This is a genomic window from Flavobacterium algicola (assembly GCF_022399565.1).
Taxonomy (GTDB): domain Bacteria; phylum Bacteroidota; class Bacteroidia; order Flavobacteriales; family Flavobacteriaceae; genus Flavobacterium; species Flavobacterium algicola.
In genome coordinates, this window is the sequence record NZ_JAJTUT010000001.1 from 457131 (window position 1) to 482601 (window position 25471).

At 33.5% G+C, this 25471-nt stretch carries 26 protein-coding genes and 4 tRNA genes; 3 read left to right on the forward strand and 27 right to left on the reverse strand.

Annotated features, from left to right (window positions below):
• Window positions 1–6 precede the first annotated feature (6 nt).
• The 18 genes from nusG to LXH21_RS02030 form a co-directional block, all read right to left on the reverse strand.
• The gene (nusG, locus tag LXH21_RS01945; protein WP_239862286.1) at window positions 7–558 is read right to left on the reverse strand and encodes a transcription termination/antitermination protein NusG; all 552 of its coding nucleotides are present in this window, start codon (window positions 556–558) and stop codon (window positions 7–9) included.
• An 8-nt stretch (window positions 559–566) separates the two neighbouring features.
• Entirely contained in the window at window positions 567–764 is a 198-nt protein-coding gene (gene secE / locus LXH21_RS01950) for a preprotein translocase subunit SecE (RefSeq protein WP_220762455.1), read from the reverse strand.
• A 20-nt stretch (window positions 765–784) separates the two neighbouring features.
• Window positions 785–855: transfer RNA gene (locus tag LXH21_RS01955), tRNA-Trp, on the reverse strand.
• A 52-nt stretch (window positions 856–907) separates the two neighbouring features.
• Complete coding sequence (gene tuf / locus LXH21_RS01960; protein ID WP_187016605.1) at window positions 908–2095, reverse strand: elongation factor Tu; 1188 nt, start codon at window positions 2093–2095, stop codon at window positions 908–910.
• 54 nt (window positions 2096–2149) lie between these two features.
• A tRNA-Thr gene (locus LXH21_RS01965) sits at window positions 2150–2221 on the reverse strand.
• 68 nt (window positions 2222–2289) lie between these two features.
• A tRNA-Tyr gene (locus LXH21_RS01970) sits at window positions 2290–2370 on the reverse strand.
• Window positions 2371–2416: 46 nt separating this feature from the next.
• Window positions 2417–2490, reverse strand: a tRNA-Thr gene (locus tag LXH21_RS01975).
• 90 nt (window positions 2491–2580) lie between these two features.
• Window positions 2581–2883: a ribosome hibernation-promoting factor, HPF/YfiA family gene (hpf, locus tag LXH21_RS01980; protein WP_239862288.1), complete on the reverse strand. Its 303-nt coding sequence runs from the start codon at window positions 2881–2883 to the stop codon at window positions 2581–2583.
• 36 nt (window positions 2884–2919) lie between these two features.
• Entirely contained in the window at window positions 2920–3807 is an 888-nt protein-coding gene (locus LXH21_RS01985; protein WP_239862290.1) for a tyrosine-type recombinase/integrase, read from the reverse strand.
• Window positions 3808–3962: 155 nt separating this feature from the next.
• Window positions 3963–4157 carry a 30S ribosomal protein S21 gene (gene rpsU / locus LXH21_RS01990; protein WP_108739025.1) on the reverse strand — a complete coding sequence of 65 codons (195 nt, stop codon included), beginning with the start codon at window positions 4155–4157 and terminating at the stop codon, window positions 3963–3965.
• Between the two features lie 342 nt (window positions 4158–4499).
• The gene (locus LXH21_RS01995; RefSeq protein WP_239862291.1) at window positions 4500–5639 is read right to left on the reverse strand and encodes an acyl-CoA dehydrogenase family protein; all 1140 of its coding nucleotides are present in this window, start codon (window positions 5637–5639) and stop codon (window positions 4500–4502) included.
• 17 nt (window positions 5640–5656) lie between these two features.
• Window positions 5657–6538 (reverse strand): helix-hairpin-helix domain-containing protein, encoded by an 882-nt coding sequence (locus tag LXH21_RS02000; RefSeq protein ID WP_239862292.1) that lies wholly within the window; start codon window positions 6536–6538, stop codon window positions 5657–5659.
• A 29-nt stretch (window positions 6539–6567) separates the two neighbouring features.
• Window positions 6568–6726 (reverse strand): hypothetical protein, encoded by a 159-nt coding sequence (locus tag LXH21_RS02005; RefSeq protein ID WP_239862294.1) that lies wholly within the window; start codon window positions 6724–6726, stop codon window positions 6568–6570.
• Between the two features lie 21 nt (window positions 6727–6747).
• Window positions 6748–8418 carry an SLC5/6 family protein gene (locus LXH21_RS02010; RefSeq protein ID WP_239862296.1) on the reverse strand — a complete coding sequence of 557 codons (1671 nt, stop codon included), beginning with the start codon at window positions 8416–8418 and terminating at the stop codon, window positions 6748–6750.
• A gap of 50 nt (window positions 8419–8468) precedes the next feature.
• Window positions 8469–8696, reverse strand: a complete 228-nt coding sequence (locus tag LXH21_RS02015) for a PspC domain-containing protein (RefSeq protein ID WP_239862299.1) — start codon at window positions 8694–8696, stop codon at window positions 8469–8471.
• 94 nt (window positions 8697–8790) lie between these two features.
• A complete protein-coding gene (locus LXH21_RS02020) occupies window positions 8791–10062 on the reverse strand; it encodes a DUF2851 family protein (protein WP_239862300.1) in 1272 nt (423 codons plus the stop codon).
• A 64-nt stretch (window positions 10063–10126) separates the two neighbouring features.
• Window positions 10127–10609: a 3'-5' exonuclease gene (locus LXH21_RS02025; protein ID WP_239862301.1), complete on the reverse strand. Its 483-nt coding sequence runs from the start codon at window positions 10607–10609 to the stop codon at window positions 10127–10129.
• 131 nt (window positions 10610–10740) lie between these two features.
• Window positions 10741–12678: a putative porin gene (locus LXH21_RS02030; protein ID WP_239862302.1), complete on the reverse strand. Its 1938-nt coding sequence runs from the start codon at window positions 12676–12678 to the stop codon at window positions 10741–10743.
• Between the two features lie 342 nt (window positions 12679–13020).
• Here LXH21_RS02030 and LXH21_RS02035 point away from each other — a divergent pair, with 342 nt between their 5' ends.
• Window positions 13021–13680 carry a ribonuclease HII gene (locus tag LXH21_RS02035; RefSeq protein ID WP_239862303.1) on the forward strand — a complete coding sequence of 220 codons (660 nt, stop codon included), beginning with the start codon at window positions 13021–13023 and terminating at the stop codon, window positions 13678–13680.
• 16 nt (window positions 13681–13696) lie between these two features.
• Here LXH21_RS02035 and lipB read toward each other — a convergent pair whose 3' ends face one another.
• From lipB to LXH21_RS02080, 9 genes are all read right to left on the reverse strand, one after another.
• The gene (gene lipB / locus LXH21_RS02040; RefSeq protein WP_239862305.1) at window positions 13697–14398 is read right to left on the reverse strand and encodes a lipoyl(octanoyl) transferase LipB; all 702 of its coding nucleotides are present in this window, start codon (window positions 14396–14398) and stop codon (window positions 13697–13699) included.
• Window position 14399: 1 nt separating this feature from the next.
• Window positions 14400–15158, reverse strand: coding sequence for a hypothetical protein (locus tag LXH21_RS02045; protein ID WP_239862307.1), 759 nt, complete (start codon window positions 15156–15158; stop codon window positions 14400–14402).
• Between the two features lie 217 nt (window positions 15159–15375).
• Window positions 15376–16038 carry an SCO family protein gene (locus LXH21_RS02050; protein WP_239862309.1) on the reverse strand — a complete coding sequence of 221 codons (663 nt, stop codon included), beginning with the start codon at window positions 16036–16038 and terminating at the stop codon, window positions 15376–15378.
• Window positions 16016–16588: a toxin-antitoxin system YwqK family antitoxin gene (locus tag LXH21_RS02055; protein ID WP_239862311.1), complete on the reverse strand. Its 573-nt coding sequence runs from the start codon at window positions 16586–16588 to the stop codon at window positions 16016–16018. Before LXH21_RS02055 ends, LXH21_RS02050 begins: the two co-directional genes overlap by 23 nt.
• A gap of 170 nt (window positions 16589–16758) precedes the next feature.
• Window positions 16759–17514 carry a YHYH protein gene (locus tag LXH21_RS02060; RefSeq protein ID WP_239862313.1) on the reverse strand — a complete coding sequence of 252 codons (756 nt, stop codon included), beginning with the start codon at window positions 17512–17514 and terminating at the stop codon, window positions 16759–16761.
• A gap of 157 nt (window positions 17515–17671) precedes the next feature.
• Window positions 17672–18157, reverse strand: coding sequence for a Spy/CpxP family protein refolding chaperone (locus LXH21_RS02065; protein WP_239862315.1), 486 nt, complete (start codon window positions 18155–18157; stop codon window positions 17672–17674).
• 2 nt (window positions 18158–18159) lie between these two features.
• Window positions 18160–18435 carry a hypothetical protein gene (locus LXH21_RS02070; RefSeq protein ID WP_239862317.1) on the reverse strand — a complete coding sequence of 92 codons (276 nt, stop codon included), beginning with the start codon at window positions 18433–18435 and terminating at the stop codon, window positions 18160–18162.
• A gap of 102 nt (window positions 18436–18537) precedes the next feature.
• The gene (locus LXH21_RS02075) at window positions 18538–19083 is read right to left on the reverse strand and encodes an RNA polymerase sigma factor (protein ID WP_239862319.1); all 546 of its coding nucleotides are present in this window, start codon (window positions 19081–19083) and stop codon (window positions 18538–18540) included.
• Window positions 19084–19329: 246 nt separating this feature from the next.
• On the reverse strand, window positions 19330–21657 hold the full coding sequence (locus LXH21_RS02080; protein WP_239862321.1) for a chondroitinase-B domain-containing protein: 2328 nt from the start codon (window positions 21655–21657) through the stop codon (window positions 19330–19332).
• Window positions 21658–22087: 430 nt separating this feature from the next.
• Between LXH21_RS02080 and lysS the strand changes: the two genes are divergently transcribed.
• Both lysS and LXH21_RS02090 read left to right on the forward strand, forming a co-directional pair.
• Window positions 22088–23791, forward strand: coding sequence for a lysine--tRNA ligase (lysS, locus tag LXH21_RS02085; RefSeq protein ID WP_239862322.1), 1704 nt, complete (start codon window positions 22088–22090; stop codon window positions 23789–23791).
• A gap of 299 nt (window positions 23792–24090) precedes the next feature.
• The gene (locus tag LXH21_RS02090; protein ID WP_239862323.1) at window positions 24091–25137 is read left to right on the forward strand and encodes a hypothetical protein; all 1047 of its coding nucleotides are present in this window, start codon (window positions 24091–24093) and stop codon (window positions 25135–25137) included.
• The last annotated feature ends 334 nt before the right edge of the window (window positions 25138–25471 follow it).

Here is a 25471-nt window from a genome sequence, read left to right on the forward strand (position 1 = left end):
CAAAGATTATACTTTTTCAACTTGCATAAAACTTAATTCTAACGGAGTCTTTCTTCCGAAAATCTTAACCATTACTTCAAGTTTACGCTTTTCATCATTAATTTTTTCAACAGTACCGTTGAAACCATTAAAAGGACCATCAATAACTTTGATAGTTTCACCAAGTGTGAATGGTATTGCATGATTATCAGTATTCACCGCTAATTCATCTACCTTACCTAACATTCTATTAACTTCAGACATTCTTAATGGAACAGGTTCTCCTCCTTTAGTTTCACCTAAAAAACCAATAACCGAAGTAATTGATTTAATAATATGAGGAACTTCACCAACTAAATTAGCCTCCATCATTACATAACCAGGAAAATAAACTTTCTCCTTAATTAACTTCTTCCCGTCTTTTACCGTAACTACCTTCTCAGTAGGAACAAGAACTTGAGACACAAAATCTTCCATCCCTAATCTAGAGATTTCAGTTTCGATATAAGCTTTCACTTTATTCTCTTGCCCACTTACCGCTCTAACGACATACCATTTTTTTAAATTATTCTCTGCCATGTCAATTATTAAGCTTTAATCCAGTTAAAAAATCCTGCTAATGCTTTTGCAAAAACTTCATCTACTCCCCATGTTGCCAAAGCAAACAATACTGAAAAAACAGCCACAACTATAGTTAGTCGCTGCACCTCAGCCCATTCTGGCCAAGTTACATTTGATTTTAATTCTTCAAATGCTTCTGAAATATAATTACCAATTTTTGCCATTAGATCTAATTTTTTTATTGCACGGGCGGAGGGATTCGAACCCCCATCAACGGTTTTGGAGACCGCTATTCTACCCTTGAACTACGCCCGTAAATTAACCAGCAACTACATAAGAAGTTGCTGGTCATATAATTTAATTTGAATTATGCTACAATCTCAGTTACCTGACCTGCACCTACAGTTCTACCACCTTCACGGATAGCGAAACGTAATCCAACATTCATTGCGATTGGGCTTAACAAAGCAACATTGATTGTTAAGTTATCTCCTGGCATTACCATCTCTACACCTTCTGGTAAAGTAATAACTCCTGTTACGTCAGTTGTACGTACGTAGAACTGTGGACGGTAGTTATTGTGGAATGGAGTATGACGTCCACCTTCTTCTTTTTTCAAGATATAAACCTCAGCTTTGAAAGTGTTGTGTGGTTTTACTGAACCTGGCTTAATAATAACCATACCTCTTTTGATATCAGCTTTATCAATACCTCTCAACAATAAACCTACGTTATCTCCAGCTTCACCTCTATCAAGGATTTTACGGAACATCTCAACTCCTGTAATAGTAGAAGTTAATTTTTCAGCTCCCATACCAATGATTTCAACTGGATCTCCTGTATTAGCAATACCTGTTTCGATACGACCTGTAGCAACAGTTCCACGACCAGTAATTGTAAATGAATCCTCAACTGGCATCAAGAAAGGTTTGTCAGTATCACGTACTGGCTCTTCAATCCATGCATCAACTGCAGCCATCAATTCAAGAATTTTTGGTACCCATGCAGCGTCATTATTCAATCCACCTAAAGCAGACCCTTGAATAACTGGACAGTTGTCACCATCATATTCGTAGAAAGACAATAAGTCTCTGATTTCCATTTCAACAAGTTCCAATAATTCCTCATCATCAACCATATCCACTTTATTCATGAATACAACCATTCTAGGAATACCTACTTGACGACCTAATAGGATATGCTCACGAGTTTGTGGCATTGGTCCATCAGTTGCAGCAACTACAAGGATAGCACCATCCATTTGAGCAGCACCTGTAACCATGTTTTTTACGTAATCCGCGTGACCAGGACAGTCAACGTGAGCGTAGTGACGGTTAGCAGTTTCATACTCTACGTGAGATGTATTAATTGTAATACCTCTTTCTTTTTCTTCAGGAGCATTATCAATTTGATCAAAAGATTTCGCTTGACAGTAACCAGCATCAGATAACACTTTAGTTATTGCAGCAGTTAATGTAGTTTTTCCGTGATCTACGTGTCCGATTGTACCAATATTTAAGTGTGGTTTCGAACGGTTAAAGGTTTCTTTTGCCATTTTACTTAGATTTTAATCTTTATTAATTTATTAGTGTTCAAAATTTTTTAGTTGAGCCAATGTCGGGAATTGAACCCGAGACCTCTTCCTTACCAAGGAAGCACTCTACCCCTGAGCTACACCGGCTTTTGTGAGTTCAGAAGTTAGAATTATAATTTAGAAATTCTAAATTCATTTTCCTAATTTCTTTTTTGTGGGGAGAGCAGGATTCGAACCTGCGAAGTTCACACAGCAGATTTACAGTCTGCCCTCGTTGGCCGCTTGAGTATCTCCCCTCTTTTTTATCTTATTACAATCTTTCAAAAACCTCAGTTTCAGTAGAGCCGGCGGAGGGACTCGAACCCACGACCTGCTGATTACAAATCAGCTGCTCTAGCCAACTGAGCTACGCTGGCAATTCAATAAAAAAGTCCGCTATTTCTAACGGACTGCAAATGTATAGATTTTATCTCTGAATCAAAACATTTTTTTGAAATATTTTCAAATTATGTGTGTGTTCTTGTTTTTTGCTTCCTTTTTACCAGCAAACGCTCGATAGAATCAGACGATAGTTCCACCGCTTCCTCAAAAGTCTTACATTGTTTTTTGACCAAAAAATCATTTCCAGGAACATTTATCTTGACCTCGACAATTTTATTCTCTTTTCCGCTCGTATTAACCACCTTCAAATACACATCAGAAGAAACTACTTTATCGTAGTACTTCTCCAGCTTGTTCATTCGCTCTTGAACAAAATTAACTAATTTTCCATCAACATTAAAGTTAACCGCATGAATACTTACCTTCATAATCAATACCTATTTAATAGTTAAACTTACAAATTGCTACTTATTTCTAGGATGCGACTTTTGATACACTTTTTTCAACTCAGCCAAACTACTGTGTGTGTAAATTTGTGTGGACGCTAAACTAGAATGCCCTAACAATTCCTTTACCGAATTTAAATCTGCCCCATTGTTTAATAAATGTGTCGCAAATGTATGCCTTAGCACATGCGGACTCTTTTTAACTTTTTCTGAAGCTTGACTAAAATACAAATTTACCAGTCGATACACAAGAGAATTATTTAACTTCTTGCCTTTTTTTGTTAAAAAAAAATATTCTTCATCAATAACTTCCTGCAAAGAATCTCTCTCCTCAATATAACTAACCAACGATTCTTTAATCCCAGGTATTATCGGAATTAAACGCTCTTTATTGCGCTTTCCTAGCACCTTAAAAGTATTGTTATTCAAATCAACATCATGAAGCTTCAATTGAATTAATTCTGCCCTACGCATTCCAGTAGCATAAAACACCTCAACTATAATATGATCTCTAATCATCTCAAAACCCTCCATCACAGGATCTAGAGCTAAATGCATTTCTTTCTCTGAAAATGGTATCTGCAAAGTTCTAGATGCTTTCAACGACTTATGCTTCAACATAGGACTTAGTTCTATCTGTTTTGTCTTAAGTAAGAATTTATAGAAAGCTTTCAGAGAAGCCAACTTCCTATTTATGGTTACGACAGAAAAACCTTCATCAACTAAAAAAACAATCCAACTTCGAATCTGACTGTAATTAACTCCCTCAATGGATTCCTGCGCAAAATTTAATTCATTAAAACTATGAAAACTTTGCAAATCATTTTCATAAGCAATCAATGTATGCAAGGAATAATTTTTCTCCTTCTTTAAATATTCCTTAAACGCTTCAACAATTGTATCCATAAAAAAAACCATTAATACTCAAAGTTACTAAACTTTAAGGATTAACGGCGACATAATTTAAACATCCTCTTTAACCTGTTGTACTGCAAACAAAAAAAATAGCATTGAAGTTTTTAACTTCAATGCTATTTCTATTTATTTCTATCAAGAAACTACTAACTCTCTAAACCATCTTTCATGTTTTGGATGTAAGCTGCTTTTTGAATTTTGATTCTATTTTTCACAGAAGGCTTGATAAAAGCTTGACGAGCTCTTAATTGACGCACTGTTCCAGTTTTATCAAATTTTCTTTTATAGCGCTTTAGTGCTCTATCGATATTTTCTCCGTCTTTAATTGGTATAATTAACATAATTTTGACACCCCCTTTCGTTAAGTGTGCAAAGGTAATCTTTATTTTGAATTGACCAACCCCAACTTTAAAAAATTTAAATATTTTGCAACTTAGATGAATTTATTAGCACTCACATACTGTTTAGACTCTCAAAGAAATAACTCGAATTCCCAACATTACGTGAGAAATCACAGAAGTATCCTTTGGCCTAGCCCCAACTTTTAGGGACTGCGCAAAAGATATAGCGGAGCGTCCGACCCGAGTTTTTCTCACGAGTCACGCCCACATTGACTTTATAAAAACAATAAAAGGAGTTAAATACAATGATTTAACTCCTTTTATTTTACTATATTATTTTGACTATTTTAAAATATTCCTAGCTATTACTACTTTTTGGATTTCAGTTGTCCCTTCACCAATTGTACATAATTTTGCGTCACGATAAAACTTTTCAACTGGATAATCTTTAGTATAACCATATCCACCATGAATTTGTACCGCTTCATTAGCTACTTTACAGCATACCTCAGAAGCATACATCTTGGCCATTGCACCCATCGTAGTCACAGGCTTGTGTTGTTGTTTTAAGAAAGCGGCTTTATGTAGCAACAATTCAGAAGCCTCAATCTCTGTAGCCATATCAGCTAACTTAAACGAAATCCCTTGAAAACTGCTAATCGGCTTTCCAAATTGGTGTCTCTCTTTAGAATACTTCAAAGCAGCTTCATAAGCGCCTTTAGCAATACCTAATGACAATGCACCAATAGATATACGACCACCGTCTAATACCTTCATCGCTTGAATGAACCCATCACCAACTTCTCCTAAACGATTTGCATCTGGGACACGACAGTTATCAAATACCAATTCGGCTGTTTCACTTGCACGCATTCCTAGTTTATTCTCTTTCTTACCAGAAGTAAAACCTTCCATTCCTTTTTCAAATACAAAAGCAGTCATTCCGTGAGAATCTCCTTTTTCACCCGTACGTACAATAACCACGGCTACATCACCAGAAATTGCATGCGTGATAAAATTTTTCGCGCCATTTACTATCCAGAAATCACCGTCTTTCTTCGCTGTTGTATTCATTCCTCCAGCATCAGAACCTGTATTATGTTCTGTTAACCCCCAAGCACCAATGAATTCGGCTGAAGCAAGTTTCGGTATCCACTTTTTCTTTTGTTCTTCATTACCAAAAGTTAAAATATGATTGGTACACAATGAATTATGCGCAGCAACAGACAGACCAATTGAAGGGTCTACTTTTGAAATCTCTTCAACAATGGTAATGTATTCATGATACCCCAAACCCGAACCACCAAGTTCCTCTGGAACTAGGATTCCCATAAATCCCATTTCGCCCAACTTTTTGAACAACGGTACTGGAAAGGTTTGAGCTTCATCCCATTCCATTATAAACGGACGGATATTTTTCTCTGCAAAATCTTTTATGGATTGCGCAATCATCGACTGCGTTTCGTTATAATCAAAGTTCATCGTAAAGCTTTTGGTTTTTAAAAGGTCAAATATAAGGCTATAATGTTGGCTTTATCAATAGACAAGCCTTTAATTTTTGTTAAATCAGTGGCGTTTTTAAAATCACCATTCATACTTCTAAAGGTAACAATTTCTTTTGCCAAAGCATATCTAAAATAAGGAAATTGAGCTATTTCTTTTACAGATGCATTATTAATATCTAGTTTTTTAATTACTGGCTGGCTTGCAATCTTAAAACTTGCATTTAGTTTGGTAATAACTTCTGGTGGCAGACCCCAAACATCATCTAACTGCTCCATAGAAACAAAACCTCCTAAACTTTCACGGAATTTAATAATTCGTTCTGAATACCCTACTCCAATTCCATTCAATTTCATGAAATCTTCTTGAGATGCAGTATTAACATCAAGCACATGTATCTTCTCGGTTTTACTAAAAGATTGTTTTTCATATTTAACATAAACCTTGGACTCTTTTTTATTAGTAACCCAATCTGGAAATTTAAAATAAGGACTAATGGCTTTGAGTAATGAATCTGATATTTTTGTGACTTCTTGAAATTCCTGAGCGGAATTAACGTACTGATTTGTTTTTCGAAAAGCCACAAGGCGATCAATTTCCTGTACAGACATCCCTAATTTATAGCCCTTATAATCTGATATGAAATTAGGATTAAATGGTCTTAATTCAAATTTTTTATTTACTGAAGCATCTTTTAATGAATCAATTTCAGATTGTTTTGCTAGCCATTCTAATTCCTCCTTGCTTTGCGTCGTGATAATTGTATTAAACCCTAAATAAAACCATATAGCTTGTAGTGCGACTATGATTAGTAATAATACAAAAATCCCATTTCGTTGTTCTTTCGAAAACTGAAAATAGGATTTTATAGTATTCATATGTAAGGAGATTTAATATATTTTATACACTAAATCTCTGTTTGTCTTTCCACTACATCATCATTTTCTGTAAAAGAATCTGGTTCAGCCTTAGGCTTAATCGTTAAAACTTTATAGAAAAAATAGACAGCAAAAAATATAACTATTCCTTGTGTAATTAACATTGTCATTAAAGCTTCTGAATTCATCTGTGTGTTTTTAAATAATTATTATGTTGTCGCTCTACCTTCTCGTCGTCTTTTTAAAAATGCTAAATAAACCAAAACACTAATAAAAGCAAACAATCCTAAAAGCATGAAACGGGCAAAATTGAGGTAAAACATCTTATCCTGAAGTTGTGTTATTACAGCTGAATTACTTGCTGTAGCTATTTGTTCTTTAATTCCAGCATGAGTTATCGTTTTTATAATAGAACCGTTATCTAGTACCCAACTTTTTCCGGAAATTAAGTTATCCATATTACCTGACCAATCATTGTCTAATGGTTTAAATACTGAACCCATAAAAATAATAATCAACATAACTGGAGTTATATACTTAATAATATATTTATAAATAACTGGTATTTTAATATCTGCTCCGTTAGTAATTGCTGGCCAACCTTTGCCCATTCCGAAAATCCAAGAGAATAAAATAGTTTCAAGCATGGCAAATAATACTAAACTTACTGTACCTGCCCAATAGTCATATTCATCGAATACCCCGTACTGGAAGAAAATAACAGTTGGCAACCCTAAAATTAAAGCCATAAAACCAAATGACCAAGCTCCCTTATTTTGATTCCAGCCAAATTCATCTCTCATAAAACCAATCCAAGGTGTACCCATTGCTAGCGATGATGTAATTCCTGCAAAAAACAACAAACCAAACCAAAGTACTCCGGCAATAATAGCAATCAAACCTCCCCATTGCTGAAATAGATAAGGCATTGTTTGAAAAGCCATACCAAAACCTGCATTTTCTATAACCCAGTCTAAACCTAAATATCCAGCAGCAATTGGAACTACAATTAGACTACCTAAAACGACTTCTACAAATTCATTCATGAAACCTGCAGAAACAGCATTTAAAGCGACATCATCTTTTTCATCCAAATAAGATGCATAACAATGTACAGTCCCCATCCCTACAGATAGAGTGAAAAAGATTTGTCCAGCTGCCGCCATCCAAACTTTTAAATCTAACAATGAACTGTATTGAGGCGTCCACAGAAAATTAAGACCATCCCATGCATTTGCGTCTGGAAAAATATCAGAAGCTCCCGACGTACCCAAAGTAAGACCTTTAATTGCTAGAATTGCACCAAATAAGATCAAAAGCGGCATCCCAACTTTCGCTACCTTTTCGATTCCTTTTAATCCTTTAGATAATATATAAGTATTAATAATCAAACAAACGACATAGAAGATCACACTTTCATAAGGAATACCAGTTGTAGAATGACCAACATCGACATATTCACTAAAGAAGGTAGCTACATCTGCTTGACTCATTCCGTCAAAAGTTCCTATGATTGAATGATAAACATAGGACATTGTCCATGATTCAATGTAACAGTAATAAGCTGCGACAGCAATATTAGTAAAGATACCAAATACTCCTATGTACTTTAGCAACCTTCCTTTGACCATGGAGTCTAAAATATATGGTGTGCTATGATTCCCGAATTTACCTCCGAAACGGCCAGAAGACCATTCGATAAAAAGTAACGGTATTCCCATTATTAAAAAACAAATAAGATATGGAATAATAAAAGCACCTCCTCCATTTTGTACTGCTTGTACAGGAAATCTCAGAAAATTTCCAAGACCTACTGCATTACCCGCCATCGCCAAAATTAAACCTACTCGTGAGCCCCAAGCATCTGATTTTACTGCCAAAATATCTTTATTTAATTATTATTATTTATTCTTTAAAAAAACGGCATGAATTAAATATCAAAAACCGAACTACGCTTGGCACGAATCAAATCTTTTAGTCGAATCCAAAAAGCAAGTATTAAGTAAATTCCAAATCCCAATCCAACGGTTACAAAAGAAATGTAAATAAAAAAGAGTCGAACACTGTTGGCGCGCATTCCTAATCTATCAGCAAGACGAGATGAAACATGAAAGCCATATTTCTCTAAAAAAAACTTGAGTTGAATAACTGCTGACATCTTATTTAAATTTAAAGATTCTTAATTTTAAAGAGTGGAAACTAGTTGCCATAAGTTTGTAAAACTACAAAAAAAATGAATACTTCATCAGTGGTTAAGTAGTTTTCAACAACTCTACACCAATAGCACAACCTAAACATCTACTTTTCGTACAATATTCATTCTTAAGTTGCAGCAAAGACTGGGTCTCAAATGCATTCTGTGCCTTTAAACCATGATATTTAAATTTATCAATGATATTATTTTTTTCAGGTTGCACCTCAGAAAGCAGTCCAATTAACCTTTCAGACACCTCTAAACCTTGACTTTTGGCATAGGAAAATTGAATTGGGACAATTGTATTAACAACAATTAAATCAATAAAAGACGCTGACAAACTCTTCTTTTTCTTAGGACTATATTTATCAAATTGATAATGATCTTGCCAATAATCTGCAGTTTCCACTTTCAGCAAATTATAAACTTCAAGCACTGAATTTACACTGATTATTTTCGAAAATAAATTAAGATGCAAATGATACAAATTGGCCAATTGTGACAATCGAATGGTTGGAAAATTGTCGGGACGGTGTTTGAAAAACTGAACGCTTGCTACATGTGTTTTATCTATTTGGTATTTATGCAACAAATAATAGTAACGAAATTTTAGATCTTTATAATAATTATCTTCTTTCTCCTGATCTAATAATCCTGCAATACCAAATAATAAACTTTCTAAATTTTCGACCTCAAAACTCTCTTTTCTAATTATCGAAAAAGGAATAGATTGTGCTATCTGTAAAAATGAATCTCCATTGGTATTGAGTCCGAAATTTTTGGCAAGCAAACAAAATAAGACCGCTTCCCAATCGTTATTTGTTTTTACTAGTAAATCGTTTATAAACTGAGATTTGCGTTCTAATCTTTCGAAAAATAATCTTTCTTGCCAATTTTTAAGTAAAAAAGAATCTAAATCCTTTAATGCACTTTCGCAAAATATCCAAGATTTAGGACTCAGTAATGATTGATAATTGCCTACAACTTCTTGATCAACATATTCTTTTAGTTCTAAGACCGGCACCTCAGTATTATCCGGTCGAAAAATAGCCGCATCATGTTCCCAAACGACATGTAATATAACGCTCTCATAAGCTTCGTCTCGCTCATGATGATGTACATACCAATCGGAAGATTTAATATGTATCTCGACATTGCCCGCCCACTTTTGATTACCAATTGTGATTTGAGCATTAAAAAAGTCGGGGCCTGCTAATTCTAGAAATTGCCCAGAATTATGAATTGTAATTTTTTCTTGATTGGTAGTTTGTAATTGTAGTAAGTTAAACTTCTTAAACCTCCATAAATAATGCAGAAAATCTTCTTTCATGATACTAGCCTTTTACTCAATAACTAAAATCTAAAGTAAGAAAAATTACCACACCAAATTAGACTTATTTTAAAAGGTATAAATTAGCACACGCTCTTGCGTCTGATAAAGCCTCATGATGATTGAGCGCTATTTTCATCACACGACAACAATCACTTAATTTGGTCGGTTTAAAGCCCTTTGATTTGTATATCTTCACTGTACACTCCCAACGATCTCCAATATTAAGTTCGTCATAATTTAATCCGTAAAGAGCCATTGACTTCGATAATACATTTCTATCAAAACTTTCATTGTGAGCTACTACAATTCTATTTTGCAATCGCTTCTTTATCTCTGGATATACCTGTAGAAAGGACTTCGCATTTACAGTATCTCGTGGATATATACCATGAACTTTTATCGTAAATGGATTATAAAGATTATTCGGAGGCTTTATCAATGTAACAAATTCATCAATTATAAGTCCGTTCTCTACTGTAATAATTCCCACAGAGCAGGGATGAAAAGCGGTCGCTGTTTCAAAATCAATTGCTGTAAATGTCAATGAAGTAAATTTTAAGTGATTTAATTTCTGCAATTTTGATACTGCTGTACTACAATTTTAAGCTTATTTCTGCCATACACTATCTTTTTTATCGTGAAACGCAGAGAAATAATATAACGCTTTTATAAATCTTAATTAAAGAAATTCCAGATCAGTCCAAAACGAATGGTCATGTCCCTAAAAGGCGTAGTAGGTGACGAGAAATAGTTATTACCCGACAAAGAAGAATTAAAATGTTCTGCTTTTATAAAAATCCTAGTTCTTTGTATTTTAGCGTTAAGGAAGAAATCAAAATTTGGATAATTACCAATTTCTTTTTGATTTTGCACAAAAAATTCCCCCACTACAGGATTGTAATCATTTGCATAATAATTAGTAAAATAGTTGAAACTAACTCCTGTTTGTATAAAAAGTGCTTTCTTAAAAAAGTAATTAGTGTAATAAAGCGTATTGCGCGTCACTATCTCTGGCACATTTAATACTTGATCATCTTGACCCACTTTTTGGTACAGGACAGTATTATCAAACCCAAAATTCCCGAATTTTATATCCTTGTTTACTTTTAAAGAAACATAGCTAATTGTTTTATCATACTGACTTGGTGAAATAATCTGCTGAGAGTCATCTGTAGCAACGTCTTCAAAATATAGATGATCGTTAAGGGTCAGCAATGTCAATGATGCATTTAACCATGGTGTTACCGCATTAGCAGCTAAACGGTTGATTTTTTCATTTTTAAAATCATTGGTCCAATTGTAATCTACAAAACTACTTTGGTATAAGTTGTAGTTATCAGTTGGTAACTTATTTATGTTTTGATATTGAAAATCAAACTGAAAATCATCACTTAGATCCAATTTCATTTTAGCATCAAGATTTGACAGAGATTGGTTGGTTACCGATCTTGAATATAGGAATTTACCTGTCCACTTATTTTTTTGATAGTCATACTGACCTCCAGCTGTGTTTATATTACGAGATAGAGAGGCAGGAATTAAAGTACCATCCTCTTTGACAAAAATTTTATAATAATAAAAATTACTTTGAAAATCATCAATAAAAAATTGAAAACGTCCTAAAGTCGTATTCTCATAAGTTAATCCAGCTTTGTTGTACATTTTATTGTAATACGTCTTGTCTGAGAGGTTGGATGTAACAAAGGAATCACCAAAGCGATAAATTGTCTCCGTCGTTGTTGTAGTCTCTATGGTCGCTTGTTCATATAAAAAACTTTTGTTCTCGTAGTTGAACTGGTGATTCAAATACAGATTATTAGCTCCCTTTTTGGGATTAATTCTAAAACTGTGATCCACAAAAGTGCGGTATCCCTTTAAATACGATTCGGCATCTGTTAAGTAGACATCTAAACTTTTTCGAATACTGAAATTGGCATCACCTGTTTCAAAATCGTCTAGCGATGATAGACCGCCGTTCTCTTCGTTTAAAACGTCTTGAGCAACATAGTGTGCGTTTAATATATATCGCTGGCTTTCTGAAGTGTAGCTACCTGTAAATCTAAAATGTCCAGCATTGGAAAACTGATTGTCATAATCTCCAGTAGAACGCATCCCTTTGTATGCGATAGAAAAATTTAATCGCGGATTAATATTGATAGCAAAATAAGAATCGACTAGTTGCCCATTACCCATTGTTGATTTAAAAAACAATTCTGTCACGGGCGTTGCCACTGAGGCATATCTAATTTCGTTAGCCTCCATATAACTAAAGTGCTTTCCCTTCAAACCCATTTCTGGATAAGGAGAAAAATCAGTCAAGCTATATTGAAGTGTATTATATGTCTGTCCTTCATTCGAAAAAGCCAATAGTCCAAAATTATCTCTTCGCAAATAATTATGAGTATATTCTCTTTGAATACTCAGCGATGTGTCTATATATGTAGTATCTCTTTCTAGTGAAATAAAGCGGTATAAATCTATAGTGGCTACTTTGGTAGTATCTTTACTTCCGACAATCTTATCTAGAAGACTCTTTTTGGGAGCCTCTTCTCTTGGATCTGTTTGAGAGAACATCAAAATAGGCAGCATTAAAATAAAAAAGAGTATTCTCATTGGGACAATTGATTAGGCAATTTTAAAAACGATCAATATTTTGAGCAAAGGTAATTGATAATAAGGTATAAAAAAATAGGATATAACATGAATTGTAAGGCTTTCTATTTCATTTAACAGAACATTACATCATTGTAAATTTTATAGCATCTAGATATCTTATACGATCTCTATACATTTTACGTTACTATAATACTGGTATTACTGATCTTGCTCACGATTTAGAAACATGAAAAGTGGAATACAATATTTAGTAAATAAAAATCAAATACCTATTCTCAAAAATGTACAGTATTTAGCAAAAAAAATACAATCTTTGTTTTTTTGAAACAATTTGAATTTATGCTCGAAAGACAATACTCTTCCTTTACATTGGAAGTTGGAACTGATGAAGCAGGACGCGGATGCTTAGCTGGTCCCGTAACAGCTGCTGCTATATTATTACCTTTAGATTTTCAGAATACTATATTAAATGACAGTAAACAATTGTCTGAAAAAGTTCGCGAGACATTGAAGCCAATTATTGAATCTCAAGCGTTGACCTATGCTGTTACACATTTGTTCCCACAAGAAATAGATGAAATAAATATTCTTAACGCATCAATGAAGGCGATGCAGGAATGTATCCTTAAACTTTCAGTTTGTCCAGAATTTATTATTGTAGATGGCAATAGAGCTATAAATGCAAAACTCGGACTTAAGAGTAAGGCTGGCAAAAAACTATCTAAAACTGAAATTGATTTTTTAATGGCAATTCCTAATCAAAGTATTGTAAAAGGAGATGCTAAATACCTAAGTATTGCTGCAGCATCTGTATTAGCAAAAACTTATCGAGATGAATACATGAATATCATACATGAAGAATTTCCTATGTACAACTGGAAAAAGAACAAAGGATATCCGACTAAAGAACACCGTGAGGCAATTCGTAAATACGGGACAACCAAATACCATAGAATGAGCTTTAGGCTGTTACCTGAGCAATTAAAATTAGAAATTTAGCTTTCCTCAAGACCTGCTATTTATGCATTTCACACTCAAATAAATTTGAAAAATGCTTGACGATTTTATTTTTAACCTCTTGCTCATCTACGTTATCAACATTCAGCTCTACATTCAAAGAGGTTACTGCTTTCCCTCTAATTCCGCAAGGGATAATATTATCAAAATAACCCAAATCGACATTTACATTTAGCGCAAAACCATGCATGGTCACCCAGCGAGAAGCCCGAACACCCATTGCACATATTTTACGAGCAAATGGAGTACCTACTCCCAACCAAACTCCAGTTTCACCTTCACTCCTACCACATTCCAATCCATATTCTTGCAAAGTCAAAATGATAGACTCTTCAAGCAATCGCAAGTATTTGTGTATATCTGTAAAGAAATTTTCTAAGTCTAAAATAGGATATCCAACAATTTGACCTGGTCCATGATAAGTGATGTCTCCGCCTCGATTTATTTTATAAAAAGTCGCCCCTTTCGCTTCAAGTTGCTTCTCTGATAATAATAAATTTTCTAAATCTCCACTTTTACCTAGAGTGTAAACATGTGGATGCTCTACTAACAACAAATAATTGGGTGTTGGAATGGCTGTCTCTTCTCTTCTATTTTTAATTTTTAAATCAACTACACTCTTAAATAACTCTTCTTGATATTCCCAAGCGGCTTTATAATCTAGACTTCCTAAATCTCTAAGTTGGACTGTTTTATTCATATTATTCAAGAACTACATTTAGATTAAGCTTTTCTGGATTCTCCATATAGTCTGAGAATGGGTAACGTAAGGTTATCGTTTTTCTGTCACTACTAAATAATGCATCTGGATTTGAAGTCGATTTTACTGGTTTAGGAAAATGGTATGATAGAGTATAAGTTGAAGATGCAAAAAGCATTTTAGACATCCCCACTGAATCAGCAGCTTTAGCACTTTCTTCAATAATTTCTACTCTACGATTGAAGGTTTTTCCATCATAAGCAAAACTAAGTTTTGAATTATTATTGCCGAACTTACCACCAAATGGACTTTCTGACGTTTCAGCTGTTTTGGATTTTTTTATGTCTTGCAATACAGCAAACCCCTCCATTAAATCTTGTAATTCTGCTACTTTGATAAAGGGAGATTTCATGCTCATGAAAAATTCTTTCTTTTCTGGATCAATTTTCATGTGCAAAATTGAATTTTCCAAACCTTTCAACGCAGCTTGTCTTTCGGGACTTAATTTAGCAATGCTATCTTTTTTCTCTTCAAAAAATGTTTTGAAACTAATAACGGAATCCAGTACTTTCTTATCGCCTTTAATTCCCATTTTCTCTCCCATTTTGTCCGCACCCATTTCCATTAGTCCAGATGCATCCAATACCACTGAGAATTCTCCAGAACCATCCTCTTGTATATCAATGTTTTCCGTAAAATTACATGAGGCTAAAAATAAAATCGAAATAAGAAGTGCTGTCTTTTGAAAAAATTGTTTCATTTGAAGTTTTTATCAAAGATACAAACTTTGAATAAATATGCAGTTCAACTACATGTTTTCGAAGAAAATCAACATTTAAATAACATTGCTTGGATTGAATAATGGTGATGAATTGAATTTGACTGTTTTTATTAATAATCTTCTACGATGATGTGAATTGTGGAATGACTACAAATAATTTCGAATAATATTACTAAGTGAAAATTATAATAATCTACTAATACTCTTCTTTCTTTAAAACTTCGATATCTTCAATTATTCGATCCATTTCGATAGGAAGAGTACCATTATATACTCCACGAATACGGCGTTTACCATCAACGAGAATAAAATTTTCTGTGTGTAAAAAATCATTCAGTTTACCGTAGAACCCTATAGAATCACCAGCAAAATATTGCTTTTTTGCCAAGGTATAAATTTCATTCTTATCGCCCGTAAGTAAATGCCATTTACCCGAAATGCACCCTTTTAAATCGGCATACTCTTTTAGTTGTTTTACGTTATCGATTTCAGGGCTTACCGTGTGAGACAGCAACAAAATTTGAGAATCTTGGACATATCTATCTTGTAGAATCTTCATATTATCAGTCATTCTTGGACAAATACTACCACAACTAGTAAACATAAAATTAGCTACGTAAATTTTACCCGCTACAGTTTTTTCTGTTACCGTCTGACCATCTTGATTTGTAAAGGAAAAAGAAGGAATTGTATGGATTTTTGAAAATGCATCACTGTCCTTTGCAATCCATTCGGGTGTAAATTCAGGTGAATTAAAAAATGGCATTCCTGTCTCTTCTTCTGTATGCTTTTTACAACTGCAAACGCAGATTAGGACCAAAATGGCCATTATTATTTTATTTTTTGACAACTTTTTCATTAGGATTTTTACATAATTTGATTCCGATTAAGCCATATTTTTTACCTTTCTTAATCACATAATTGGCACGTACAGTACCATCTTCATACCACAATCTTTCGCTACCTTCTTCGTGTCCGTCTGTGTAATGAAATTTCTTAAACAAATGACCTGTTTCGTACCATTCAAGTACCTCACCGTGAAATTCATCATTGTAAAAATGATACTTGTATCTGGGTTTTCCATTAGGCCACCAATTTTGGTGTAAACCTTCTTTCTTATTCGCAATGTATAAACGCTCCTCGGCTAGTACTTTATTGTCATACCATTGCTTTTGAGTTCCCTCAAGCATACCGTTTAAATAAGACTTTACAAATGCCGTATCCTTACTTGGATAAACCTCATATTGTTTTCCAGAATATTTCTCCTTATTAAAGTATAAGGTATCTTGCTTGAAGTTAAAACCGACCTCTGATGCTTTTCTATACACAGAAGGTGTATTTTGTGCTTGCCTTTGAGGTTCCTCTTCTTGATTTTGATTACAACCCATAATAAATAGGGTTGCAATCAAAAAGAAGCTTGTTTTTATAAAAATTGTTTTTTTCAAAGTCATTAAAGTCAATTACAAATTTACTTTACCCAATCAAAATAGTTTGTATGAACTATAATTATAGGTGTTTTAATTTATTGGATGCGAGAAAATTAATTGCAGTGCACCTAATAAATCATTACTAATTAAAATTAATTAGAAAATGTTCCTGCTGTACCGTAATATCCGTTTCCATTGATATAGGGATCTGTATTTGTGATGTGGTAATGATAAATTCCGTTTGGATAATCAACTGTTACGGCAGTATGACCGTGGTATACATCTAAGCCAGTTACGGCTGCACCATTTTCTTCAGGACCATAAACTGGGAAACCATCTAGTAAGAAACCCATCAATGCTTCTTTTCCTTTAGTTTGTGTTAAGTATAGAGGTTCTATGTGATAATGATACATACTGGTTGCTGTCGGGTGTCCCCAGTATTGATCAAAAGATTGAAATTCATCTGTCAATGGTTGGTTGGGACCTGCGTATTGGTTGAAAAGTGGAACTCCATTTATAGCAACACCAATAGCTGCAAGAGGTGTAGAAGCATGTGTTGTAGCAACTACAGGATTTAATGGTATCTTAAAGGTATACGCATTTGTCAAGCTTATGGTATTTGGATTTTTTTTAAAGGTGTAATTTCCAAATGTAGTTGTTCCGCTAAAAGCTTCGTATTTATCATTTGTTGTCGGATAGTAAACACTTTTATGATCGGGCTGACCAGTAGTTTTGATTGTTACATATGTACCGTCTGTAGTGATGCTAGTTGCTCCATAAATTTTTTGATAAACATCTGGCACTGTAGTGGTCGCAGTTGAAGTCTCTGCAGGATCATCAGAATTACTACAGTTAATTAATATAAATGCAGCAAAAAATGGAACGATTAAAAAAATAGATTTTCTCATAATAAAAATTTGTTTTGTATAAATTAGACGAAGCAATTGTTGCTTTCATGCGCATGAATTATAAAAAAAATTAATTTTGATCTAGATAATTTTATTAGATGGTCGATTAATAGACCTAAAATATTCAAATTCAGTAATTAATAGTATATGAAGATTCTTAATTAGCAACTTTATTTGCCGCTTTATTTTGCATCCTGCGCTTTGAGAAAATCTTTCCTAGTTCTTTTACTAAGGCTCGAAAGTCTTCCTTTTGTTCTGGTGTATTGCAAATAGAATGGATCTTTTGAAAATGATCAAAGTGCTCTTTCTCTATTTTTATCTGGCTATCACCCAGTACGCGTACCAAACTATCCTTAACCTTTTGATTAACTTGTGGTTCTAGTAACTGTGCAAATAAATTCTCTTTGGCTCCTCTAATATCTTGTTCTATTGCATCTATGTTACTTTTATGAACTACAACCAGAGCATTTAAGGCTTCTTTTTGTTGATCATTAAAATGCAATTTCTCAATAATCATTTGTTTCGGGCCACCATCACGGCCACCAAATTCTTTTTGTTTTATAATTCTACAAAAAGCGATCATTCCTAAATTGAGAATAACCAGTACCAGTACTGAAATAGTTAATATCTTTACTTTACTCATAATTATCTTAAATAAAATTGATTAGAGTCTGAAAACGATGCTAAAAGCACTGTCTCTTCTAATTCTTCTTGCGCCTCTAATCCTTTATACATTACTTTGGCATTAATACTTGCCAAAATAACAATTGAAGCTGCAGCAAGCCAAACCCATTCTCTAGCTACATTTTTCTTAACATTTAACTTATTTTGTATTTTGAAATACAGGCCATCATCAGGCGTGACTTTTACGATTTGATTCGTACTGTCTATTACTTCGTTTATCCATTTATCTCTTTCCATATTCCTAAATTTCATATTCAACATTCTCCATTTCTACAAAATCTCGACTGAGCATGATTTTGTTTATTAGTACTGTAGTATTATCTTAGACTACATTATTTTCTATTTCTTGCGGTACTCATCAAATTTATTACCTAATTTTTTCTTTAGATTGTCTTTGGCTCGAAAAAGCAAGGACTCAACAGATGAAATTGTCACTTCCATAATTACTGAAATTTCTGGATTACTTAAACCGTCTATTTTTGATAATATAAATACTGTTTTCTGATTCTCACTTAATTCATTTATCGTTTTAAAAAGCAATTTAGATTTTTCTTTATTTTCTAAAAGAATACCAGGATGTTCAAAATCTGAAACATTCTGAAGTTCATATTCATTTTCTGAACGTTTTCCGAAGATAAAAAAACGTTTCTGACTTTTCTTATGCTTTAATAAATCCAAACTCTTGTTAATTGCAATCCGATAAATCCAAGTTTTTAAAGAGGATTGGTTTTTAAAGGTATCTAGTGACTGATGCAATTGGATAAATACATCTTGAGTAATTTCCTCGGCATCTTCTGCATTTTGCACATAACTAAGCGCCACGTTATACACGAGTGATTTGTACTGTTCGTACATTTCTTTAAAAGTAGCAGCGTCAATAGCCATGAAAAATTTGTGCTAGTAATTTCTATCAAATTCAAATATAGAAGAATTTTGATGACATTTTGCAAAGTCCACAAATAAGAGGAAGATACTTCAAGCGATTCACTTTTTTTGAAAGTGTCGTATTACTTTTCAATTTTTGAAAACAAACTATTACATTGGCAACAAAAAAGTCGGAAAACGTACTACAGCTTTCCGACTTTTTATATTTACCCTTTCATTACAAAGTAATGACATCCTGCACAATGACTACTTTGCCACGGTGCCAATATCTGTTCCATCAGTTGCTTTTCCTTTCAAGCCTGAAGTATCCATTAACTGATGAGTACCTTCTTTAAAATTAGGATTTATTTCCAGCGAATTTTCAATGTTATATTTTTGATCACCAGTTACAACTAGCTTATCTGTTTTATAGAAATCATTATTTATAATATTTACTGCCGGCTCCCCTACTACCAAATGCATTTCTACCGCTTTGGCATTGTTGAAAATATTATTCTTTATATCAATTACTTGAACACCATACAAAGACACTGCCGCTTTGTATTTGTTCTTTGAGCCATAACCAACGTGGTCAAAAACATTATGATCCATTTCTAAAAATGGTCCAAAAGTACTTTCATCTTGACCACCTCTATACAAACGCAGCGCTGCACCTTGCAAATCGGTAATGCTGTTGTTTTTCATAATCAAATATTCAACATTGTAAGCTCCGATATCATCTGTCTCTGTATCTAATGCCGCTATATGGCCCGTAATATTTTTAAAAGTAGAGTTTTGAATGCTAATAGTGTCTGCAAAAGTTCCTTTTGAAACTCGTAGCACATCAAAAGAATGGTTTACTATAAAATTGGTAAAAGTACAGTTCTCTATAAATAGTTTATAGTTCTCAAGCATGGCATTTTTACTGGTACTTATAGCTGAATTACCCGCATAATCTGGTGATTTATCACCATCAAAAATAATATTTTCTAGCGATAAACTTCCTCCGTCTTGAATTTCAAAAGCCATCATTAGTTCAAATAAAATCGTCGCTTTGTCTTTCCCAACCGTTTTGAAGGTTAGAGGATGCGTAATTTCAACCGCTTTAGTCAATAAATATTCTCCACCATTTTCTAATTCTAGAATATCTCCAGCTTTGGAATTAACTGCTGCGTCATACAATGTATTGATTCCAGCAGGGACTTTGATTGTTTTTCCAGAGTTTAAGGCTATAGTTCTATCTTTTTTTGAATACCATGAAACACCTGTATTTTCTTTAGTTGCAATATTTGGACTTATCACTACTTTGGTTTTAATGGCTTTCGATTCTGGAATTAAAAATCCTTGCTTGTTCTTTACTAAATTAATTTTTGCATTTTTAAAACCTGAAGGAATTGTTGTTTTTAAATTTTCTCCAAGAATATTATTTTGAAACTTAATACCACTGATGTCATCATCTATTGTAAAAAGATCTGTTTTATGGTCATTATAAAAGATATTTCCTGATAGTTCAGAATTCCTAGGAGCCTGACTTCTTTCGGCGTCGCTACCCGCACACAATACGATATTGTCACAATTGATAAAAGTATTATTGTTTACCTTAGAATTAATCACTGGAACGTAACGATTTGGTGTTGAATTTGGAACACCATTCATCATTACAAATGCCCCTCTAAAACGAGAACCAGTTAGTCCAATGTGGTAATTATTAATAACCGTTTGGGTTTCATTTATTACACGAACTCCGCCAGTACTTGGTTTTCCGTTTCCGATAAATACATTTCCGTCAACCATAGTTTCATTACCATGGCGCATAGTCAAGGTTCCTGTACACTCAAAAAAGACATTGTACTTAAATACGTTTTGACAAGATTTGTTCGAAATAATTTCATGTTCTCCGTTGGTTCTATCAAAGTAATTCGACTCTACTAGAGTTTTAGAATTTTCCAATGAACTATGACTAGTACCAATACGTAATGTTTCTCCACCATTATTCCCATAAGTTGGTCGTGGACCAAAATAATTGTGGTCTATTTTATGATTATTTTCGACACTCTCTTTTGTATCTAAGCCTACAATCATCGTAACACCCAAATTCTTTTTTCCTATGATATGATTGTGGTCGATACGGTTATTTTTTCCGTAAATAGTGATCCAGTAATCTTGCATTTGACGTTCTGGATTATTGAAGTTATCAATTACACATTCAGTCAAACGAGAATTGTTTAGCATTTCGTTTCTGTTTTTTCGAAAAGAAATTACCGCATTGGTTGGCGTGTATCCATTCTTAAAAACCAATCCTTCTACATGCAAATACTCTCCAGCCATTTGAAGATTGGATTTCCCTTCTAAGGTAACTTTACCTTTTTCTTCTACATTAAGTGTTATGGGTTGATCCTTTGTTCCCTTGCCTTCAAAAACTAGTTCTGTATTTTTCCAGACACCATTGGCCAATGTTATAGTTGTTCCTGGTTTAGCGTTTTTTACCGCCAAATTAAATTCCGCAAGGTTTGCTACCTTGACTTTTTTGTTGCTTTGCGCATTTGAGCATATCGAAAAGCAGATACATACAAGTAATAGATGAAAATTTTTCATTGAAAATAATTTTGGTATAGTCGTTAGTTTGATTCACTACCAGAAACTTAGAGGTTATTTGGTTGTAAATTTCATCAAATATAATAAAAGAATAACTTACAAGAGTAGCCACAAATCGTTAAATCTAACATTTTGGAACAAACAGAAAATTTAAAACGATATTGTATGACATTGTGGGATATGAAACATTAATTTACTCTATGCTTTTAACTGAAAAACAAAATATACTAGTTTAGCCCCGGTAGAAGCGACATCCTTTTTTGCCTATTAAAGGCTAAAAAGATATAGCGAATAACGGGAGAGGTTGTCTTTAAAATCAGAAATATTCTGCTCCTTGAAAAATAAACAATTAGGACTTCACTTTATAAGTTGAGGATTTTGCAACTTTGCGACTTAAAAACTATCTTTGCGCTCTTAAAAATAGAATAAAATGGCACTATCAGAACAAGAAATCATTCGAAGAGAAAAACTTCAAGCCCTACGCAACTTAGGAATCAATCCTTATCCTGCGAATCTTTTTCCTGTAAATCATACTTCGAAGCAAGTAAAAGAATCATTTGAGGAAGGCAAGAAGGTTATTGTTGCTGGACGTTTGATGAGTGTACGTGACCAAGGTAAAGCTTGTTTTGCTGAGTTGCAAGATAGTGAAGGCCGTATTCAATTATATGTTAATCGCGATGTCTTGTGCGTTGGCGATGACAAAACGTTATACAATCAAGTATTCAAAAAATTAACCGATCTAGGTGATTTTATAGGTATTGAAGGAGAATTGTTTACTACAAAAGTTGGTGCGCAGTGCATACGCGTGGATGGATTTACATTTTTGAGTAAAACATTACGCCCACTACCCTTACCAAAAGTAGATGAGGACGGAAAAGTGCACGATGCTTTCAATGATGCCGAATTGCGTTATAGAATGCGTTATGTAGATTTGACAGTAAACCAAAACGTAAAAGAAACTTTTATCAAGAGAACAAAATTGTTCAACTCGATGCGTTCTTTCTTTAATGATGCAGGATATCTAGAAGTTGAAACTCCGGTTTTGCAATCGATTCCTGGTGGTGCGGCGGCGCGTCCGTTTATTACACACCATAACTCACTTGATATGCCATTGTACATGCGTATTGCAAATGAGTTGTACTTAAAAAGATTAATTGTAGGTGGATTTGATGGAGTGTATGAATTTTCTAAAAACTTCCGTAATGAAGGAATGGATAGAACACACAATCCTGAATTTACCGCAATGGAAATATATGTAGCCTATAAAGACTACAACTGGATGATGGAATTCACCGAAAACCTATTAGAACATTGCGCTATTGGTGTAAACGGAACTAGTGAAGCTACTTTTGGGGAACATAAAATCAACTTTAGAGCCCCTTATGCTCGTGTAACAATGACTGATTCTATCAAGCATTTTACAGGTTTTGATATCTCTGGTAAAACAGAAGCAGAACTTTTTGAAGCAGCAAAAGGAATGGGTATCGAAGTAGATGCTACAATGGGTAAAGGAAAATTGATTGATGAAATTTTTGGCGCAAAATGCGAAGGAAATTACATTCAGCCAACATTCATTACAGATTACCCAAAAGAAATGTCACCACTTTGTAAAGAGCACCGTGACAATCCTGAATTAACGGAGCGTTTTGAATTGATGGTTTGCGGTAAAGAAGTAGCCAATGCGTACTCTGAACTAAATGACCCAATTGATCAAAGAGCGCGTTTTGAAGATCAAATGCGTTTGGCTGAAAAAGGAGATGATGAAGCAACAGGAATTATTGACGAAGATTTCTTGAGAGCATTAGAATACGGAATGCCACCTACCTCTGGATTAGGAATAGGAATGGACCGTTTGATGATGTTTTTGACAAATAATGCATCGATTCAAGAAGTATTGTTTTTTCCTCAAATGAGACCAGAGAAAAAGCAAATCACCGTGGAGCTAGAAGCGGACGAGAAAACAATCGTTGCTATTTTGCAAGCGAATGATAACCAAATGGAATTTGGTTCACTAAAGATAAGATCAGAATTAAGCGGTAAAAAATGGGACAAAGCCATGAAAAACCTTTCTTCTCTTGGAATGACCGAAGTGGTTGTTGAAGGAGATGTAAAAGCTTGTAGATTGAAAGGGTAATAATTGCACTTACATAATTTATCAGCCCTCAAAAGTTCAAAACTTTTGAGGGCTTTTTATTTGTTCTTTAAATTTTGATAATACCCCAGATCAATCTGTTTATTAGCTAGAAACAGACACATTAAAGTGCAGCTATTGAGCTATCAGCTTAATTGCCCGTAAGATTCATCATTAAATCTCAACTTATTACTGGCTATTAAGAATTAAAAACGTTGTACTACTCCAGTTCTTAATTTGTACAATCATCACTTTGTAGTATAAAACAGTATATTTGGTATTAAATTATCATATACCAAGAAATGAAACAATTATTTATTATCACTATTTTATTGTCTATTGCACTTTATTCATGTGAGAAGAAAACGCAGCAAAATAAAGCTATAAAACAAAAGGCAGCTAATAGTAAAAAGGATATCGTTAAAACAAAAATCAACGATAAAACTTTGACAACATTGTTCCGTATTTTAAATGATGACAAGACTGAAGAGATTCGGATTTCCGCATACCAATCGAGTGAATATGACAAATATCTACTTGTTGCCGATACCAATTTTATTATCATTTCTAAATACTTAAAGAGTAATGAAAAATTTATTCTTTCTAAAAAAGATACTTTACTTAGCAACGAATATATCTCTACTCACATAGATTCTGCTAGCCTTGGTAAAAAGAACATAGGAGGCAAAGAATATCTATCCCTGGCGCTAAAGGAAGAATATCAAGGGACAGCGATTACTGGAAAAAATGTTACTTTTTATATGGTTGCTATCGAAAATTTTAAAGTATATACACTTTTTTGCAGCGGTTCAGGATCTGTAAGAGCATCTAAATGTGAAGATTGTGTTGATGGTGAACTAATTTCAAATAAAGAACTAGATGCAAAACCTGAAATAAAAAAATCTCTATACGAATTAGCTAACAAAAGCAAACTTATATACCATCCTTCAAAAAAGGAATTAGATATTTCGTATTATAAAAATTATGACTCAAAATGGTATATCGATAATAATACGACCAATGATATGGCGAATGGTTACTCCGGTGTAAATGATACAATATATTCTATGCACTATAAGGAAAACCTTTTTGATTTTACAGGTGATCGAAATAATCAAGATATTATAGAGAATAAATTTTATAAAGTGGTCACTTTTTTTCGGGGAAATGTTTTAGGATATGATAAGCGTAAACACGTATACTTCCCTATTCAAGTTGAAAGCTGCTTTACAGGCTGTAATAAAGTTATAACATTTATTTCTGATACTGAGATAAAGGTTATGTATGATGAGGATAGTGAGAAAGAATATTTTATAATAGATTTAAAGAAAATAAATTTTGTAAATTAAAAGTACAGCTCACAAAATGGTATTGCTATCTATTCAAAATGAGAACTGATTAAAAAAGAATAGTACTTATAACAGAATTTAAGTTTTATATGTAAAAACTATTTCTTCTGTCTAATTATAGTAGTTTAATTTGATATTATTGGATTAGCATACAATCATAGAAATCTCGACGAAATAATTCAAAAAATTAATTTGCAAAAACTAGAAAGGAATTGTACGAAGGAATTTCTTTTATTTATTAAATTCAAAGTTCTATTTGAATCGAAATTAATTTAAAGTTTCCGAAATTTCACTTTACAATAATGAATTACAGACTTAACTATATACTCTAATA

What these genes read in the sequence shown, in the direction of transcription:
- LXH21_RS02015 (WP_239862299.1), bottom strand. Translation starts at nt 8,696, where the DNA reads ATGTCAGCAGTTATTCAACTCAAGTTTTTTTTAGAGAAATATGGCTTT.
- LXH21_RS02080 (WP_239862321.1), bottom strand. Translation starts at nt 21,657, where the DNA reads ATGAAAAATTTTCATCTATTACTTGTATGTATCTGCTTTTCGATATGC.
- nusG (WP_239862286.1), bottom strand. Translation starts at nt 558, where the DNA reads ATGGCAGAGAATAATTTAAAAAAATGGTATGTCGTTAGAGCGGTAAGT.
- LXH21_RS02060 (WP_239862313.1), bottom strand. Translation starts at nt 17,514, where the DNA reads ATGAGAAAATCTATTTTTTTAATCGTTCCATTTTTTGCTGCATTTATA.
- LXH21_RS01985 (WP_239862290.1), bottom strand. Translation starts at nt 3,807, where the DNA reads ATGGATACAATTGTTGAAGCGTTTAAGGAATATTTAAAGAAGGAGAAA.
- LXH21_RS02030 (WP_239862302.1), bottom strand. Translation starts at nt 12,678, where the DNA reads ATGAGAATACTCTTTTTTATTTTAATGCTGCCTATTTTGATGTTCTCT.
- secE (WP_220762455.1), bottom strand. Translation starts at nt 764, where the DNA reads ATGGCAAAAATTGGTAATTATATTTCAGAAGCATTTGAAGAATTAAAA.
- lysS (WP_239862322.1), top strand. Translation starts at nt 22,088, where the DNA reads ATGGCACTATCAGAACAAGAAATCATTCGAAGAGAAAAACTTCAAGCC.
- LXH21_RS02045 (WP_239862307.1), bottom strand. Translation starts at nt 15,158, where the DNA reads ATGAAACAATTTTTTCAAAAGACAGCACTTCTTATTTCGATTTTATTT.
- LXH21_RS02065 (WP_239862315.1), bottom strand. Translation starts at nt 18,157, where the DNA reads ATGAGTAAAGTAAAGATATTAACTATTTCAGTACTGGTACTGGTTATT.
- LXH21_RS01995 (WP_239862291.1), bottom strand. Translation starts at nt 5,639, where the DNA reads ATGAACTTTGATTATAACGAAACGCAGTCGATGATTGCGCAATCCATA.
- tuf (WP_187016605.1), bottom strand. Translation starts at nt 2,095, where the DNA reads ATGGCAAAAGAAACCTTTAACCGTTCGAAACCACACTTAAATATTGGT.
- LXH21_RS02090 (WP_239862323.1), top strand. Translation starts at nt 24,091, where the DNA reads ATGAAACAATTATTTATTATCACTATTTTATTGTCTATTGCACTTTAT.
- LXH21_RS02050 (WP_239862309.1), bottom strand. Translation starts at nt 16,038, where the DNA reads ATGAAAAAGTTGTCAAAAAATAAAATAATAATGGCCATTTTGGTCCTA.
- rpsU (WP_108739025.1), bottom strand. Translation starts at nt 4,157, where the DNA reads ATGTTAATTATACCAATTAAAGACGGAGAAAATATCGATAGAGCACTA.
- LXH21_RS02075 (WP_239862319.1), bottom strand. Translation starts at nt 19,083, where the DNA reads ATGGCTATTGACGCTGCTACTTTTAAAGAAATGTACGAACAGTACAAA.
- LXH21_RS02000 (WP_239862292.1), bottom strand. Translation starts at nt 6,538, where the DNA reads ATGAATACTATAAAATCCTATTTTCAGTTTTCGAAAGAACAACGAAAT.
- LXH21_RS02070 (WP_239862317.1), bottom strand. Translation starts at nt 18,435, where the DNA reads ATGGAAAGAGATAAATGGATAAACGAAGTAATAGACAGTACGAATCAA.
- lipB (WP_239862305.1), bottom strand. Translation starts at nt 14,398, where the DNA reads ATGAATAAAACAGTCCAACTTAGAGATTTAGGAAGTCTAGATTATAAA.
- LXH21_RS02035 (WP_239862303.1), top strand. Translation starts at nt 13,021, where the DNA reads ATGCTCGAAAGACAATACTCTTCCTTTACATTGGAAGTTGGAACTGAT.
- hpf (WP_239862288.1), bottom strand. Translation starts at nt 2,883, where the DNA reads ATGAAGGTAAGTATTCATGCGGTTAACTTTAATGTTGATGGAAAATTA.
- LXH21_RS02020 (WP_239862300.1), bottom strand. Translation starts at nt 10,062, where the DNA reads ATGAAAGAAGATTTTCTGCATTATTTATGGAGGTTTAAGAAGTTTAAC.
- LXH21_RS02005 (WP_239862294.1), bottom strand. Translation starts at nt 6,726, where the DNA reads ATGAATTCAGAAGCTTTAATGACAATGTTAATTACACAAGGAATAGTT.